This is a genomic window from Sphingobacterium chungjuense (genome assembly GCF_011316935.1).
Lineage (GTDB): Bacteria > Bacteroidota > Bacteroidia > Sphingobacteriales > Sphingobacteriaceae > Sphingobacterium > Sphingobacterium chungjuense.
In genome coordinates, this window is the sequence record NZ_WLYS01000002.1 from 360,648 (window position 1) to 376,284 (window position 15,637).

Annotated in this window: 16 protein-coding genes; 9 read left to right on the forward strand and 7 right to left on the reverse strand. The window is 44.3% G+C overall.

The window, feature by feature from the left end; genetic code table 11:
* Nucleotides 1–58: 58 nt before the first annotated feature.
* Genes GKO22_RS06340 through GKO22_RS06350 form a run of 3 tightly spaced genes read right to left on the reverse strand, consistent with a single transcriptional unit; the run spans nucleotide 59 to nucleotide 3,378 of the window.
* Entirely contained in the window at nucleotides 59–1,048 is a 990-nt protein-coding gene (locus GKO22_RS06340; RefSeq protein ID WP_166333331.1) for an FAD:protein FMN transferase, read from the reverse strand.
* A gap of 3 nt (nucleotides 1,049–1,051) precedes the next feature.
* Nucleotides 1,052–2,368, reverse strand: coding sequence for a Gfo/Idh/MocA family oxidoreductase (locus GKO22_RS06345; RefSeq protein WP_206367833.1), 1,317 nt, complete (start codon nucleotides 2,366–2,368; stop codon nucleotides 1,052–1,054).
* Nucleotides 2,369–2,397: 29 nt separating this feature from the next.
* Nucleotides 2,398–3,378, reverse strand: coding sequence for a formylglycine-generating enzyme family protein (locus GKO22_RS06350; RefSeq protein ID WP_317165703.1), 981 nt, complete (start codon nucleotides 3,376–3,378; stop codon nucleotides 2,398–2,400).
* 258 nt (nucleotides 3,379–3,636) lie between these two features.
* Here GKO22_RS06350 and GKO22_RS06355 point away from each other — a divergent pair, with 258 nt between their 5' ends.
* The 3 genes from GKO22_RS06355 to GKO22_RS06365 all read left to right on the forward strand — a co-directional run bounded on the left by GKO22_RS06355 (nucleotide 3,637) and on the right by GKO22_RS06365 (nucleotide 7,405).
* On the forward strand, nucleotides 3,637–4,923 hold the full coding sequence (locus tag GKO22_RS06355) for a Gfo/Idh/MocA family protein (RefSeq protein WP_166333333.1): 1,287 nt from the start codon (nucleotides 3,637–3,639) through the stop codon (nucleotides 4,921–4,923).
* 51 nt (nucleotides 4,924–4,974) lie between these two features.
* On the forward strand, nucleotides 4,975–5,712 hold the full coding sequence (locus GKO22_RS06360) for a 3-keto-disaccharide hydrolase (RefSeq protein ID WP_166333335.1): 738 nt from the start codon (nucleotides 4,975–4,977) through the stop codon (nucleotides 5,710–5,712).
* A 367-nt stretch (nucleotides 5,713–6,079) separates the two neighbouring features.
* A complete protein-coding gene (locus GKO22_RS06365) occupies nucleotides 6,080–7,405 on the forward strand; it encodes a hemolysin family protein (RefSeq protein WP_166333336.1) in 1,326 nt (441 codons plus the stop codon).
* 11 nt (nucleotides 7,406–7,416) lie between these two features.
* On the opposite strand, the gene GKO22_RS06370 is transcribed toward GKO22_RS06365, so the two are convergent.
* The 4 genes from GKO22_RS06370 to GKO22_RS06385 form a co-directional block, all read right to left on the reverse strand.
* Entirely contained in the window at nucleotides 7,417–8,145 is a 729-nt protein-coding gene (locus GKO22_RS06370; protein ID WP_166333338.1) for a hypothetical protein, read from the reverse strand.
* 68 nt (nucleotides 8,146–8,213) lie between these two features.
* A complete protein-coding gene (pyrF, locus tag GKO22_RS06375; RefSeq protein ID WP_166333340.1) occupies nucleotides 8,214–9,047 on the reverse strand; it encodes an orotidine-5'-phosphate decarboxylase in 834 nt (277 codons plus the stop codon).
* Between the two features lie 5 nt (nucleotides 9,048–9,052).
* Nucleotides 9,053–9,664, reverse strand: coding sequence for a TlpA family protein disulfide reductase (locus tag GKO22_RS06380; protein ID WP_240920170.1), 612 nt, complete (start codon nucleotides 9,662–9,664; stop codon nucleotides 9,053–9,055).
* 8 nt (nucleotides 9,665–9,672) lie between these two features.
* Nucleotides 9,673–10,416: an RluA family pseudouridine synthase gene (locus GKO22_RS06385; protein ID WP_166333342.1), complete on the reverse strand. Its 744-nt coding sequence runs from the start codon at nucleotides 10,414–10,416 to the stop codon at nucleotides 9,673–9,675.
* 114 nt (nucleotides 10,417–10,530) lie between these two features.
* On the opposite strand from GKO22_RS06385, the gene panB reads away from it, so the two are divergent.
* The 6 genes from panB to GKO22_RS06415 are packed head-to-tail and all read left to right on the forward strand — an operon-like array spanning nucleotide 10,531 to nucleotide 15,631.
* Nucleotides 10,531–11,346: a 3-methyl-2-oxobutanoate hydroxymethyltransferase gene (gene panB / locus GKO22_RS06390; RefSeq protein WP_166333344.1), complete on the forward strand. Its 816-nt coding sequence runs from the start codon at nucleotides 10,531–10,533 to the stop codon at nucleotides 11,344–11,346.
* Nucleotides 11,347–11,352: 6 nt separating this feature from the next.
* On the forward strand, nucleotides 11,353–11,952 hold the full coding sequence (locus GKO22_RS06395; RefSeq protein ID WP_166333346.1) for a hypothetical protein: 600 nt from the start codon (nucleotides 11,353–11,355) through the stop codon (nucleotides 11,950–11,952).
* 8 nt (nucleotides 11,953–11,960) lie between these two features.
* Complete coding sequence (pxpB, locus tag GKO22_RS06400) at nucleotides 11,961–12,719, forward strand: 5-oxoprolinase subunit PxpB (protein ID WP_166333355.1); 759 nt, start codon at nucleotides 11,961–11,963, stop codon at nucleotides 12,717–12,719.
* Nucleotides 12,700–13,695 (forward strand): 5-oxoprolinase subunit C family protein, encoded by a 996-nt coding sequence (locus GKO22_RS06405; RefSeq protein WP_166333357.1) that lies wholly within the window; start codon nucleotides 12,700–12,702, stop codon nucleotides 13,693–13,695. Before pxpB ends, GKO22_RS06405 begins: the two co-directional genes overlap by 20 nt.
* A gap of 2 nt (nucleotides 13,696–13,697) precedes the next feature.
* Complete coding sequence (locus GKO22_RS06410) at nucleotides 13,698–14,459, forward strand: 5-oxoprolinase subunit PxpA (protein ID WP_166333359.1); 762 nt, start codon at nucleotides 13,698–13,700, stop codon at nucleotides 14,457–14,459.
* Nucleotides 14,456–15,631, forward strand: a complete 1,176-nt coding sequence (locus tag GKO22_RS06415; RefSeq protein WP_206367834.1) for an NRAMP family divalent metal transporter — start codon at nucleotides 14,456–14,458, stop codon at nucleotides 15,629–15,631. The genes GKO22_RS06410 and GKO22_RS06415 overlap by 4 nt, the downstream gene beginning before the upstream one ends.
* The last annotated feature ends 6 nt before the right edge of the window (nucleotides 15,632–15,637 follow it).

Sequence of the window (15,637 nt, forward strand, 5' to 3'; positions counted from 1 at the left end):
AATAAGGCCTGAAAGTATAATCTTTCAGGCCTTGTTTATTTATACCTTAACATGCGCTTTAGGGCTTCACAAATGCCAAAAATCCGTTGGAAAATGCTTCGTGGAAAACACCATGCTCTTCATAAATGATATACACTTCTATTCCCGAAAGACGATTGGCTAAAGCAATTCCTTCTGGAGGCGACAAAGCCATAAATACATTATCATAGGCATCTGCTTCCATTGCCGTAGGCGCGATAATAGTCGCACTAACTACATTATTTTGCAGCGGAAAACCACTTTTTGGGTCGATGTGATGATGCACTTTCTTTCCTTCGTGGTAAGCCACTTTCCGATAATTGCCTGAGGTCGTCACGGCAAGATCTGTCAACTGCAACACGAAGGATGAAGATTGTGCTCCTTCGGGTCTTTCGATGGCAATTTCGTAGCTCTTTCTATCGGTTTTTAGACCTTTGGTTCGGATTTCTCCTCCGACTTCCACTAGATAGCTTGCAATGGATCTATTATCCAGCAACTGAGCGAGTACATCTACGGTATAACCTTGCGCGATACCATTAAGGTCGATTGCAGTCCGAGGATCACGTTTGTGCAAAGTTTCCCCTTCCAGCCAAATCTTTTCCATTCCGACAAAAAACAGGACACTATCAATTAGTGCTTTTTGGGGAAAAGAATCCACACTCTCCATTCCAAATCCCCATAAATCTACCAGCGGTTTCACCGTGATATCAAACAAACGGTTGGACTGTTCGTGCACTTGCAATGCAGCATGGACTACGTTGGCCATATGCGTATCAATCGCCAACTCATGATGATAGGGCCGATTGAACATGCTAATCAAAGAATGCGGCTGGTACAGCGACATCGATTGGTCAATGACTTGCATCACGCTATCTATGGAAGACTTATTTACGACTTCATGCTCAGCAAGGTATTGAAGATGGTAGGTGGTGCCTTGAGCTTTGCCTGCTATGAAAAAGGTCTTTTGCTGTGCCAGAGCACCGCAAAAGACCAAAAAAAATAGCACGACTGCCGAAAACGTTCGACGCATGTACTAAATGTATAATTCGGTGTTGATACCCGGAACAGCTACTTGGTAGATGCCATTTGCATCCGGCAACACTTTCGGATTAGCGTCCCATGCATATTTTTCTGGCGATAAATCAATCGTAGAAGCCATTGCCTGATCCCATTTAATCACCTGACCAGTATAACAAGCTAAACGCCCAATAATACCCGTCAATGTACTGTAAGCACCATATTCGGCATTATCAAACTTATATTCATTATTGGCAATAGCTTCAAATAGTTCCTTATGTTCTTGCTGATACGCATTCGGATTTCCTTTTGGATCGTGGCGATATATTTCATTGCCGCGTGCGTCCCAAAGTACGGCTTGATTTCCTGCCGAAAGGTATACACGACCTTTCGTTCCTTGAAACGTTTCATCCACCCGATTCGAGATGCCTTCAAAATGACGGCATTGGCTATAGATCACTGACCCGTCATCATACGTGAGCTCTACCGCAAAATTGTCATAGATCTCCCCATATTGCTTGTCCGTACGATGTGCCCGGCTACCTGTTCCCTGAATAGAAACTGGATATTTTCCTTTTACCCAATTAGCGATATCAATATTGTGCACATGTTGCTCCACAATGTGGTCTCCACATAACCAGTTGAAATAATACCAGTTACGCATCTGATATTCCATCTCCGACTGTCCAGCTTGGCGTGGTTTTACCCAAACACCTCCACTATTCCAATACACTTGACCTGAATGAATATCTCCAATGGCGCCATCTTGAATGCGTTTGATGGCTTCTCTATAATTGGTTTGATAGCGTCTTTGCAAACCGACCACTACGTTGAGCTTTTTACGCTTTGCCTCTTCGGCGGCAGCCAATACTTTGTGTACCCCCGGAATATCTACCGCTACCGGCTTTTCCATAAACACATGCTTTCCAGCTTTCACAGCCTCTTCGAAATGAATCGGACGGAATCCTGGAGGCGTCGCTAGCAATACGACATCGGCATCTTTTATCGCGGCTTTGTAACCTTCAAAACCCACATATTTGCGGCTATCGGGCACATCAATCTTATCTCCAAACTTCTCTTTAAGCGTGTTATAGGTCGCGTCTAGATTATCTTGGAATGCATCTGCCATGGCGACTAATTTGATATTTTGCCCTGAAGCAAAAGCATCAAATGTCGCTCCAGTTCCACGCCCACCACAGCCAACTAAGGCAATTTTGATTTCGTCAGATCCAGCTACAAACATGCGTCCAAGACTTGTAGACGCTAAAAAAGTAGTCGCGGCCAAGGTTGTGCCCGCTTTCATAAAATCACGTCGATTAAAGTTATTCATCATTTTAGATTTATTGTTATAATAGAAAATAGTTAGAAGTCTTTTAGAGGAGCTTTATCATAATAAGCCATGATTTCTTCGTGCGATGGTTTTTTCACCGGGCGCACCAACCGCATACCAACGAAAGGTGCTTCGGGAAACCACCAGTTGGATTTCGGAATTTGTGGATCGAGTTGTTTCCAGATCGGATCGGAGGCCATCCGAGCCGCAGAGCGAAGCTCCGGCGCGGCACTATCAAAAGATCCACCACGTACGCTATGCGGATACAGTTTGGTCGGAACCAACACAGGATTGTCTGCTACGCCATCTGAAAACTGCTGATAATATTCGGCATCGTATTGATCGTACGTCCATTCAGCCACATTACCAAGCATATCAAACAAGCCCCAAGCATTTGGTTTCTTTTTGCCAACAGCAGCTGTTTTTCCTGCGCTGTTTGAAGCAAACCAAGCATGCTCATCCAATTTCGCGGCCTCGTCCCCAAAAGGATAGGCGGTCTTAGAACCAGCTCGGCAAGCATATTCCCATTCCGCTTCGGTCGGTAAGCGATAAAATTCCCCCGTACGCACATACAGCCATTTACAAAATTGTATCGCATTGTAATGCGTCATAGCCAAAGCAGGATGACCTTGCTTACCCATTCCAAATGTCATATCGAGATACGGTTTGGTCGGGCGCGTGACCGCATCCACTTTCGGATCTAGCTTTTCTTGATTATTGTGTCTTATTTCCAGATCTTTATATAAAAACGGCTCATATAGATCCCACGTTACTTCAAATGTTCCCATCCAAAAAGGCGCAATAAGCACTTGATGCGCAGGTTGTTCATCAGCAGCGCCCCCGCTCGTGCTCCCCATTAAGAATCGTCCACCAGGAATCGCTTCCATAGAAAATTGCAAGGTCGTACCTTCTAGCTGTTGTACGTATCGCTTGTGTTCGTTTTGTGCTTGTGCACAGAAAATGGTCATTAAACTAACTGTCGTCAGCGACTGTTTTAATATATTGGCAATCATTTCAATAGGTTGATATAGATAATCCAATATAGGGAATAATTGTCAGTTCCAAAATTATTCGGCAAGGCTAATCTATGTAAGGCCAGAATTACGGCAATTCTAACAAAATCTTTACGAATGGCGCTAGCTGATTTTTTTGAGTATCAAATACGCTGGAAATACCTATTATTAAGAATAAATAGTAAACAATTGACTATCTTCGAGGAACTAACAGTTAGTAAACCGGAGCACACTGCTCTGTAATGACATCATAAACCTATGAAAAGAAAAGATTTTTTGCGAAATGCCGGCCTTTTGGCAGCTTCCGGAGCGCTGTGGAACACGGGTCTCTTTGCCAACAACCAACAAACCATTAAGGTGGGATTGATTGGTGTGAATGGTATGGGTTGGGCTAATTTAACCGCCTTGCTGAAAGTGCCTAATGTCGTATGCACCGCATTGTGCGACGTAGATGAGCGCATCTTGGACAAGCGAATCGCAGAGTTAGCGCAATTACAAACCACGAAGGTTAAAAGAATCATCGACCATCAGGAATTGCTAAAAGGTGATCTGGTGGATGCCGTAATCATCGCTACGCCCGATCATTGGCATTGTTTGCAGATGGTAGATGCTGTGAATGCGGGTAAACATGTGTACGTAGAAAAACCGATCGGCAACTCCATCAAAGAATGTGAAGCCATGGTGGCCGCAGCACAAAAACACAACAGTATCGTGCAGGTCGGCCAATGGCAACGCAGTCAGCAACACTTTGCAGACGCGATTGATTTTGTGCACTCGGGCAAATTAGGAAAAATCCGTTTGGTAAAGGCTTGGGCCTATCAGGGTTGGATGAAAAGTATTCCCGTAAAACCAGATGAAGCCGTACCAACAGGCGTACATTATGATCGCTGGCTGGGACCAGCTAAGAAAAGACCTTTTAATCCAAATCGCTTTCATTTCGAATTTCGTTGGTTTTGGGATTACGCCGGTGGCTTAATGACCGACTGGGGTGTACACATGCTGGATTATGCTTTAATCGGCATGAAAGCGGCAGATCCAAAGTCCATTATGGCTTCTGGTGGAAAGTTTGCATATCCTAGCGATGCAGCCGAGACGCCGGATACATTGACTACGGTGTTTGAATTTGATGATTTTAATATACAGTGGGAACATGCTAACGGCATTGACTTAGGACCTTATTCCAGAAATCATGGTGTATCATTCATTGGTAATAACGGAACGTTAGTATTGAACCGCGAGGGTTGGGAAGTGATTCCGGAAGGCGATAGAATGCAAGCGATTGCATTGCAAAAATCGAAGGATAATGGGTTGGAAAAACACATGGTCAATTTCGTAGATGCCATCCGCAGGAATGATCGCATGATCTTGAAAGCTCCTATCGAAGCGGGTGCTAATATTGCGATCTTTTCGCAGATGGGAAATATTGCCTACCGCACCGGCACGAAATTGTATTGGGACAAAGCCAAAAGAAGTTTTACCGACAAATCGGCCAATAACTACCTAGTCGCTAATTATGAAAATGGATACAAACTTCCCAAAGTTTAGCATAAAAAATCGAAGGATAAATCTAATTTAGCAGCAACAAATATTTTGATAATGAAAACAACTTATATCTGTACATTATTCACCCTCGTAGCTACATCTTCCCTTATGGCGCAAACACAATTTAAACCAGAGGATACGGAATTTTACACGCCCAAGCCTCCTCTCGTCACGCTTGCGGCGAATGGTGTACCCAGCGATGCGATCAGCCTCTTCAACGGCAGCGGATTGCAAGAGTGGGTAAGTCAGAAAAATACTCAATCGAAGGCCAACTGGACAGTGATTGATGGACAACTGGAAGTGAAACCCGGTAGCGGAGATATACAAACCAAACAGGAATTTGAAAATTTCCAGCTTCATGTAGAGTGGCAAAGTCCCGCCGTAGTGAAAGGTAACGGCCAAGGTCGCGGCAATAGTGGTATTTTCTTGCAAGGCTTGTACGAATTACAAGTGTTGGACAATAATGATAATCCAACCTATACTAATGGACAGGCCGGAAGTATTTATAAACAACGCCCGCCGTTGGTCGAGGTGCGAGCTACAGAATCAAAATGGCACAGCTACGATATTATTTATAAAGCACCTCAATTCAATAAAGATGGTATGCTGATCTCAAAAGCGACCGTTACGGTATTGCACAATGGCGTGCTGATCCAGAACAATACGCAAATCGAAGGCACGACAGAATACATCGGTATGCCGGTGATGAAGGCGCATGGCCCAGGTCCGATTATCTTACAAGATCATGGAGATCTGGTACGCTTCCGCAATATTTGGATTCGTCCTTTGTAATATCTTAGATTAGTTGTTCACTAATAAGGTTGCGCATCAGGGATGCACAACCTTATTTTATGGGATCGAGAGAATATACTCGAGTCATCTATTGCGCTTCGAAAAGTAACGCTCTGCCCGCTACCGTGCTATAGGAATTTTCTTCACGTTCGTCGAGTAGAGTTAAAAATCAGTCAAATGCCAAATATAGTGAGAAGATCTGTGCTACAGTTACTATTCTAAACGTTATCATGGTAGTCCGATTGGATGATAAATGTGGTAAGTAGCTATGATCATCGTATCAGTGCAGAAAATGATTCTTTCTATTTGCTAAGAACAAACAATATATAAAAATCATTGTCCCTATAAATACATCGTCCACTATCCTATGATTACAGAGATTGGCATCATTCTATTATTGATATGCATTAATGCGATACTCGCAACTTCCGAAACGGCCATATTGGCCAGTCGCAAGTCGCGATTACAAGTTGGTGCGCGTAAAAATAGAAGTACCGCAGCTGCTGTATTATTGTTAAAGAACAATCCTAATCGTTTTCTGCTTACAATACAAATTGGAATTACTTTAATAGGTATTCTACTTGGTGTGGTCAGCAGTGGTCACATTGCCACAGCCCTAGCCCAGCTTCTTTCCAACATAACTTGGCTTGCGCCCTACAATTTTCCGGTGGCGATTATCATCATCGTCTTAGCGACGACTTACTTAACGCTAGTGATTGGCGAATTGGTTCCAAAACGAATGGGTGCCGCCAATCCAGAACGATATGCTACTTGGATTGCAAAACCAATGATGGTACTCAATAAGCTGATTAGGCCATTTACGTGGTTACTCAATAAATCTACTGAATTGCTGAGTACTATTTTTGCGATCAACGCTGTACGTGAGACCGTCACAGAAGAAGAAATCAAAGCACTGGTAGATGAAGGCGTGAGCAGCGGTATTATCGAACATATTGAACACGATTTAGTCGATCGTATCTTGAGCTTGGGTGATAAAAAAGCGATCAACTTAATGGTTCATCGCAGTAAAATCACCTACCTTGACATCAACAATAGTTTTGAACAAAATAAGGATTTCATCCTGAATGCCGAACACACAGAGTACCCTGTGTGTGACGGTTCATTTGATAAAATCAAAGGCGTAGTACACAGCAAAGCATTATTCAAAGCATACCTGAATGGAGGTGATTTAAATCTTGAACAATTGATGAAACCAATCCCTTTTATCCATGAAAACAGTTTTGCTTATGCTGCGTTAGAGGCCTTAAGGCAATCAGAGGTAACGCAAGCGATCGTGGTAGATGAGTATGGCAGCCCACAAGGTATTATCACCATGTACGACATTATGGATAATATGGTCGGCGGCTTGGCTATAGAAGAAGTAAGTGGTAGCAAATATATCCGAAAACGTACAGATGGCACATACATGGTAGATGGCAGCTACCAGATTGACGATTTTTTCACCTTTTTCCACCTTGCGCCTACAGAAAAAGAGCAACATGATTTGGCAGGCACTACCACAGTGGCAGGTTTGGTATTTCAGTTATTAGATCAAATACCCAAAGAGGGCGATATTGTATCTTACAAAAATCTCACTTTTGAGGTGATCGATATGGATGCGCGTCGTATTGATAAATTATCGGTCAGCATTACCGATACTGAACCTGATGGGGAAGAATTATCCATCAACTAAGCTGCATCGTTTTACTTCGAAAATTTATAAATCAGCCCCAGTGTAAAGACCGCATTACCGGCTTTTAGATAGTTATTGTCGACCACACCAATATTAAACCCATTGGTATACTGTAGTTGAAAGGATCTGTTGAGCTGCATCCGCGTGTAAAAGATAGGTTCTATAAATAGATTTTCTTCTACCGGAGATGATACCCCATCGATCCAAAAATCCTTCATACGGATAAAGCTACCACGGATCGCTGTTCCGTAACTAAATTCTCTGGATCTGCCGAACAATCGTACATCTTCGCGTTTGCGAGAGATATTGGCTTGCACAAAGATCTTTTCAAAATCCATCTCCCGAATCTCCGTCGGTGCCATGCCTGTCGTGGTGGCGCGGGTATCAGCATCCCGCGAATTACCCAATCCGTAGCCACCATACAATTCGAAGATGCGATCTTTATTTTTGCCAAAGGTGGTAAAGTAGCCCAATCCACCTTCGTACATATACTGCTTGTATTCCTGATTACCGGATTTGTTATCTACGTACGATCCGTTGGCCATTACGGCCACGTGCTTGCCAACAGCGACAGCGAGATTGCCACTGGCATTTCCTTTGATATTGGTATGAGCTGCCGCATAGACTTCGCCTTGGTTGGCAAACATTGGCGTAGCAGGTACATTGGGCTGGTAAATAGAACTACATCCGGATAAGATAAGTGCAACAGCCAAATACAAGAAATGAAAATTCTTTAACATAGAAGCGATTGAGGTGATGCGCTACCTTACCGAAATACTGTGCCAAATCCTAGAAAAGAGATGTCCTGTTACAGAATCCCTTTGCGAATCAATTCTGCTTCCATCTGTTTTTGTACGTTAATAGCCTCTTCACGAGCTTTCTCGGCAAAATCACGCCCAGAAGAAGCATAGATAATGGCACGCGTACTGTTCACTAGCAATCCGCATTGCGCATTCATACCGTATTTGCACACATCTTCCAGTGATCCTCCTTGCGCTCCTACTCCAGGTACGAGCAGGAAATGATCTGGCGCGTGCGCGCGGATGTTTAGGAAAGCTTCTCCACGTGTTGCGCCTACCACATACATCAAGTTGTCGGTGCTGCCCCAGGTATTGACTTGGTCGATTACCTCTTCAAAAAGCTGTTTATTGCCTGTGTTCGCAAAATTTTGAAAGTTTTTGCTCCCTGCATTTGAGGTTAAGGCTAACACAATGGCCCATTTATGCTCAAATTCCAAAAATGGCGTGACGGAATCCTCTCCCATGTATGGCGCAATGGTGATCGCGTCGAAATCTAAACCCGAGACAGCTGGATCGAAAAATGCTTGAGCATACATTTTGGAGGTGTTACCGATATCACCGCGCTTCGCATCTGCGATACGTAAGGTATTTTTAGGAAGTACATCGCATGTTTTGCGAAGCGATTCCCATCCCTTCGTACCGTAGCACTCGTAAAAAGCGATATTTGGTTTGTAGGCGACACAAAGATCTTCCGTAGCCGCCACAATTTCTTTATTGAATGCGAAGATGGGATCTTCTTCGCCTAAGAGATGTTCAGGAATCTTAGTAAGATCGGTATCTAGTCCGACGCATAAAAAACTCTTTTTAGATACAATTTCTTGGAATAACTGATCTCTATTCATAAATTCTATTTAGACGCTAATTTCTTTAAATAATCAACAAACTCGGGATCACTGTAATCGGCCATTCCTTTGTGGGTAAATACGCGCTGGCCGTGCTTATCTAATACCACCGTAGCAGGAATAGCGCCACTCATCCACGTGGATGGAATTTCGCTCTCGGGTACAAAAACAGGCAAATCCAGTTTTTGCTTCTTCAAAAAATCCTGCGCGACATTCATATCGCCTTCTACCTCTACGAGCATAAACTCCATGTCATCTTGCTGACCGATTTTCGCAATCAGCTTTTGAATCGAGGGCATTTCGGCCACACATGGACCACACCATGTTGCCCAGAAATTGATAAATACCACCTTCCCTTTTAATTCAGATGTATGAATGGATTTGCCATTTACGTCTGCTAACGTTACACCTTCATTGGCAGCAGCTAGTTCCGACGTATGTGCATCGGTCGTGGTAGAAGCATTTTCTACCTTCGGTTTGAACAAGCCAATTTTCATTAGCCCCTGCTGCAACACAGCTCGGCTGGCTGGCCAAAACATCAATAAAATGAGTATTACAAGTACACCGTAAATTATTTTACTTCCTAGGGAAAATCGAGGCTTATTATCCGTCATCATATTTGTTTTTAGAGGTCAAATTTCTCCAACTGCTTCAACAAAGTAGCGAAATCTTTTGGATACTCTGCTTCGAAGGCATAATCTTTCCCTTCGATAGAAAATGCAACCGTTCTTGAATGTAGCGCGAAGCGCTTCATAATCGGTTGCTCCTCTTGGCTTTTGGACATGGTAAAGCCACGTTTTTTGATCTGCGAAAGATATACCGGCTTGCCTTTATACATGGCATCGCCTACAATGGATGCACGCTGTGTAGCTAAATGAATCCGAATCTGGTGCATGCGGCCAGTAACCGGCCGACATTCTACCAAAGTATAATGCTTGAAGTATTGAATGCTTTTAAAAAATGTTTCTGCCCGCTTTCCGTTGGCGCGATCAATGGATACATTTTTATTTCCTTGGTTCAATATCGGAAGATCGACTAGCAAATCATCAAACGTATGTGTTCCTTCGATGATGGCGTGATATACCTTATTTACACGACGGCGCTCAAATTCGATGGATACCGCGCGATAAGTTTCTGGATTTTTGGCGATTAATAACACGCCGGAAGTATCCTTATCCAAACGATGACAAACCTGCGCATCTTCGTGATAGCGTTTTGCTAACCGTAAAATATTGACTTCATCTCCCTCTCGCTGATCCAATGACGATACAAAGGGCGGCTTATTGATGACGATGAGATTCTCATCTTCATGGATAATCAGATCCTCAAACTTTGGAAATTTAAAAAGACGTGCGTCGGCTTGTATCATGCGGCAAAAATACAAATAAGCAGAGACTTTTAGATTATCTTCCCAAAATACCTACTTTTGCTTATAACACAAGGCGAGTCTACGACTTGCTTCCATCACTAAACACAACACCACATGTCAGTCCATAACGTGATAAAAAGAATTACGACATCGAGTTTGCAAATCATGAAGCAACGCCAAGAGAAGATCAGTATGCTCACTGCATACGATTATTCCATGGCACGCGTATTAGATGAAGCAGGATTAGATATTTTGCTGATCGGTGATTCTGCTGCGAATGTTTTTGCAGGATACGAGACGACATTGCCCATTACGCTAGATCAGATGATCTATCACGCAGCATCGGTGGCTCGTGCCGCAAAACGAGCCATGGTCGTGGCCGATCTTCCGTTTGGCACGTATCAAGGATCAGTAAATGACGCCTATAATGCCGCCGTCCGCATGATGAAAGAATCGGGAGCACATGCCTTGAAACTGGAAGGCGGTGTAGAAGTGATCGACAATATTCGTAAGATTGTGCAATCGGGTATTCCGGTTTGCGGGCACTTGGGATTGACGCCACAATCCATTTACCAATTTGGTGACTTTGGTGTGCGCGCAAAAGAAGAAGCCGAAGCGGCGAAACTGAAATCCGACGCACTTCTACTACAGGAAGCTGGGTGTTTTGCGGTCGTATTAGAAAAAATTCCAGCCCAGTTGGCGGCAGAAGTTTCGCAGTCTCTTACGATTCCAACCATCGGCATTGGCGCCGGCAATGGTTGTGATGGCCAAGTGTTGGTGGTGAATGATTTATTAGGCTTGACGAAAGATTTTAAGCCGAAATTTCTTCGGAGATACCTTGACCTGTATAGCGACATCTCAAAAGCTGCTGCGCAGTATGTAGACGATGTGAAATCGGGCAGTTACCCGAATGAATCTGAACAATACTAACGCATTATGTTAAAAATCCTGTTTATCGGCGCTCTTTTGGGCATCTTGCTGTACTTCAGCTTTCGTCGCCTAAAGCGCAGTTTTAGCGCCGCTTCGGCAAAAAAAAATAGACCGGGATACATTGCGTTAGAAGCAGATTCAGCAGATACAAAACGGGCTATTCGCTCAACAGCGGTGACGGTAGGCACTGGTGTGATTTTGCTGCTCGTTATCCTACTGCTAGGATTGAAGATCAAGATTTTGCTGATCATGCTACCCATTGCGCTATATCTGATCGCGCAGGTTTTCTTGTTGGCCAATCAAATGAACACGATTCGCAATCGCAAGGTCTGGTTCAATCCGCAAACCTCTGACTTATGGATTGAAGATGCCGCACAAGGCAATTATTCCGTGAATATATACCGTGATATCACGGCTGTAAGATCAGTGGGCGCTATTCAGCAAAATCGGGATGTATTCTTCGGCTATCATGAATTAGTTACCACGCAAGGATCTATTCGCCTTCCATCCCTACTGAGTGAAAATCGGCAAAACAACTTTTTCTTTGATACGTTGCGTGATGGCTTTGACATTAAACCGCATCGATCACTATTCCCTTTATTATAATAATGACTATGGCTGATTTATCTCTTAAAGCGAACCATTCCCTTCGTTATTATGCCTTAGGAGAACAGGCCATTACGGTAGTTTTTGCCGATCACATCGATCCTGATATCTCGCACAAAATACGCCAAGCGGAAATAGTATTAAGTAACCATCCGTTTTCAGGGATGCTCACGACAGTGGCTGCATATACCACGCTGTCTATATATTATGATCCATTTATTCTAAAATCGCGTCAAACTATCGATGCTAAAGATATACAGGAATGGATTTTCGACTATTTTATTTCATTGATGGATCGCGTGAACGAAAACACGCAAGCCGCAGCCAATATTCTATCTATTCCAGTCTGCTACGGTGGCGAATATGGGCCAGATTTAGATATTGTCGCTGCGCACACTGGTCTTAACTCCGAAGAAGTGATAGCGCAACATACGTCCCAAACCTATTTGGTCTATATGATGGGTTTTATGCCTGGTTTTCCTTATCTCGGCGGTCTTCGTCCATCATTGGCTACGCCACGAAAAACAACACCACGTAACCTAGTCACACAAGGATCAGTTGGAATAGCTGGTGAACAAACCGGCGTTTATCCATTAGATAGTCCGGGAGGTTGGCAATTAATCGGGCGCACGCCATTACGACTTTTTGATCCAAAAAGCGAGAAACCAATTTTGCTGCAAAGCGGACAACAGGTTCGTTTCGAACGACTGGAGCACAGCCTTTTCGATACGTATCAAAACGATCATTATGGAAATAAAACTTCATAAACCCGGACCATTTAGTACCATTCAGGATTTGGGCAGATTCGATTTCCTATCATCTGGTGTACCACAATCAGGCGCGATGGATAGCTTATCAGCACGCCTGGCCAACGCTGCATTGGCCAATAAAGCAGAAGCCGCCGTCATCGAGTTCACCTACGCACAGGCAGAGATAGAAATACGTTCAGACATGTTACTGGCATATTCCGGGAAAGGCGCTGTTTTCTTGGATGAAGAGCAAACTATCCTTCCAGCAAACCGACCATTGGCAGTACAAAAAGGTACACGATTGAAATTAATTCCTGACGGAATGGGTTGTCGAACGTATTTGGCTGCACCTGGTGGATGGGATATTCCGCTAATCATGGGAAGTCGAAGCACGTATTTGCCGGCCGAAATCGGCGGCGTGAATGGACGCCTGCTGCAAACCGACGACATCTTACGCGCCGCCAAATGGGAAGACAAACAGCAAAGTCTTTTTGATTATTTGCAGCACAGCAAACGCACGCATCCGCAGTGGGCGATCAAGCCGATGTGGCAGGCAACATCGGGTACGCAAGTAATCCGATTTTTGCGCGGGCCAGAAGCCGGCTGGTTTAGCGAAGAAAGTTTGCTGCAATTGATATCTTCTACCTTTGAAGTAGATCGCAATAGCAATCGAATGGGATACGTTTTGCAAGGAAATTCGTTTCAAAAAATAAAAGATCAAGAATTGTTGTCGACTGCCGTGCTGCCGGGTACGATACAAGTACCAGGAAATGGCCAACCGATTCTTTTAATGGCCGATTGCCAGACGACAGGTGGATATCCGCGCATTGCACAAGTAGCAGCGGTGGATCTACCGCGCTGCGGACAGTTGAAACCGGGCGATCGCATTTGCTTTCAGGAAATTTCGCTCCGAGAAGCCGAAAATTTATATCTTGAACAAGAACGCCATTACCAACAGATGAGACGATCTATAAACCTTAAATACGAGATATGATCATGTACACCATAGATATCAACTGTGATCTAGGAGAAACGCCTGGAGATCAACCAAACCTCGTGGATGAAGCTTTGTTAGACATCGTCTCATCGGCCAACATCGCTTGCGGATTCCATGCAGGGGATACCATGCGGATGGAAACGACCGTTGCGGCAGCAGTACAAAGAGGCGTAGCAATCGGTGCACATCCGGGATTGGACGATAAAGATAACTTTGGTCGCATTCCCAAACCTATTTCTCCCAAAGAAGCTTATCAATTGGTATTATATCAAATAGGTGCTTTATCGGGCTTTGTGCGAGTTGCAGGCGGTAGTATGCAACACGTAAAACTGCATGGCGCGCTATACAATATGGTGGCGCAAGATCGCTTGCTTTCGGAAGCTGTCGCACAAGTCGTAATAGATTTTGATCCTTCGCTGCGCTTATATGCTTTAGCAGGAAGCGTAACGGTTGATGTGGCGCAAGAGCGCGGACTGCGCGTCGTCCAAGAAGGTTTTGCCGACAGACGTTATCAATCGGATGGCACTTTGGTATCACGTCAAGATCCGCTGGCGTTGATTACAGATCGGAACGAGGCGTTGGAACAATCCATTCTTATGGTGAAGCAACAGGCAGTACGAAGCATTGACCATCAAATGGTTGCTCGACAAATCGAAACTATTTGCATACATGGAGATGGAGCGCACGCGCTTTCCTTCGCACAGGATCTACGTGATCATCTCCAGCAAGAAAACATACACATTATTGCGCCCGTATCATGAAAAAATCAAACTGGGGCGCGCTGCTGAGCGCAGCTTTTCTGATGGCGATCTCGGCGATCGGACCAGGGTTTTTGACCCAAACTGCTTTGTTTACTTCGCAGCTCGGTGCTAGTTTTGGGTTTATTATTCTAGCTTCTATCATTGTCGACATCGTCGCACAAATGAATATTTGGCGTATAGTCGCGGTGAGTGGCACACCAGCGCAAGATATTGCCAACAAATTATTGCCTGGGTTAGGCTACGGATTAGCGACCATGGTGGCCTTGGGCGGAATGGCCTTTAACATTGGAAACTTGGCCGGTGCTGGACTCGGATTGCAGGTATTATTTGGGCTGGATGTTACACAAGGCGCAATTTGTAGCGCTGTGATTGCGATTGGAATATTTTTGTACAAACAAGCTAGCCGTGCGATGGATTTTTTCGTCAAAGTACTTGGCGTAATGATGATTTTTCTAATGCTCTATATTGCATTCAAGAGCAATCCACCATTACTCGAAGCTGCAGCCCGCACCCTATCGCCACAGCAATTTAGTTTTACCGCACTGGTCACCATCATCGGTGGAACGGTTGGTGGTTACATCACTTTTGCAGGCGCACATCGGCTTTTGGACAAAGGCATTCGCGGTGTTGAGAATCTACCAACGATAGATCGCGGTGCGATCAGTGCCATCGGTATTGCTTCTGTCATGCGTATTCTCTTGTTCATAGCAGCATTGGGCGTAGTTTCAGCTGGTTATCTGATCGATCCGGCAAATCCGCCCGCATCCGTGTTTCGATGGGCAGGTGGCGAGATAGGATACAAAATTTTTGGATTAGTGATGTGGGCAGCTGCTATTACATCTGTCATTGGGTCTGCCTACACATCGATTACCTTTGTAAAAAGTTTCCACATACGAATCCAGGCTCACGATCGATTCGTAACCGTGGGCTTTATCCTTATTTCTTGCTTACTCTACGGATTTATTGGCAATCCGGTGCAAACTTTGGTAGTCGTAGGCGCTATAAATGGTTTTATCCTTCCCTTAGCGCTTGCTGTCATGCTGATTGCAGCACATCAAACAACCATCGTTGGCTCGTATCGTCAACCTTTTTGGTTGACTACTTCGGGAACTGTAATCGCTTTGATCATGACTTACATGGGAATACAGACCCTATTCGAATTGCTAACCTAATCTTAC

Bases quoted from the DNA above. Each gene is read 5' to 3' on its own strand.
- GKO22_RS06410 (WP_166333359.1), top strand. From the start codon at position 13,698: ATGTACACCATAGATATCAACTGTGATCTAGGAGAAACGCCTGGAGAT.
- GKO22_RS06405 (WP_166333357.1), top strand. From the start codon at position 12,700: ATGGAAATAAAACTTCATAAACCCGGACCATTTAGTACCATTCAGGAT.
- GKO22_RS06355 (WP_166333333.1), top strand. From the start codon at position 3,637: ATGAAAAGAAAAGATTTTTTGCGAAATGCCGGCCTTTTGGCAGCTTCC.
- pyrF (WP_166333340.1), bottom strand. From the start codon at position 9,047: ATGAATAGAGATCAGTTATTCCAAGAAATTGTATCTAAAAAGAGTTTT.
- GKO22_RS06365 (WP_166333336.1), top strand. From the start codon at position 6,080: ATGATTACAGAGATTGGCATCATTCTATTATTGATATGCATTAATGCG.
- GKO22_RS06345 (WP_206367833.1), bottom strand. From the start codon at position 2,368: ATGATGAATAACTTTAATCGACGTGATTTTATGAAAGCGGGCACAACC.
- GKO22_RS06385 (WP_166333342.1), bottom strand. From the start codon at position 10,416: ATGATACAAGCCGACGCACGTCTTTTTAAATTTCCAAAGTTTGAGGAT.
- GKO22_RS06380 (WP_240920170.1), bottom strand. From the start codon at position 9,664: ATGATGACGGATAATAAGCCTCGATTTTCCCTAGGAAGTAAAATAATT.
- GKO22_RS06370 (WP_166333338.1), bottom strand. From the start codon at position 8,145: ATGTTAAAGAATTTTCATTTCTTGTATTTGGCTGTTGCACTTATCTTA.
- panB (WP_166333344.1), top strand. From the start codon at position 10,531: ATGTCAGTCCATAACGTGATAAAAAGAATTACGACATCGAGTTTGCAA.
- GKO22_RS06415 (WP_206367834.1), top strand. From the start codon at position 14,456: ATGAAAAAATCAAACTGGGGCGCGCTGCTGAGCGCAGCTTTTCTGATG.
- pxpB (WP_166333355.1), top strand. From the start codon at position 11,961: ATGGCTGATTTATCTCTTAAAGCGAACCATTCCCTTCGTTATTATGCC.
- GKO22_RS06360 (WP_166333335.1), top strand. From the start codon at position 4,975: ATGAAAACAACTTATATCTGTACATTATTCACCCTCGTAGCTACATCT.
- GKO22_RS06350 (WP_317165703.1), bottom strand. From the start codon at position 3,378: ATGATTGCCAATATATTAAAACAGTCGCTGACGACAGTTAGTTTAATG.
- GKO22_RS06340 (WP_166333331.1), bottom strand. From the start codon at position 1,048: ATGCGTCGAACGTTTTCGGCAGTCGTGCTATTTTTTTTGGTCTTTTGC.
- GKO22_RS06395 (WP_166333346.1), top strand. From the start codon at position 11,353: ATGTTAAAAATCCTGTTTATCGGCGCTCTTTTGGGCATCTTGCTGTAC.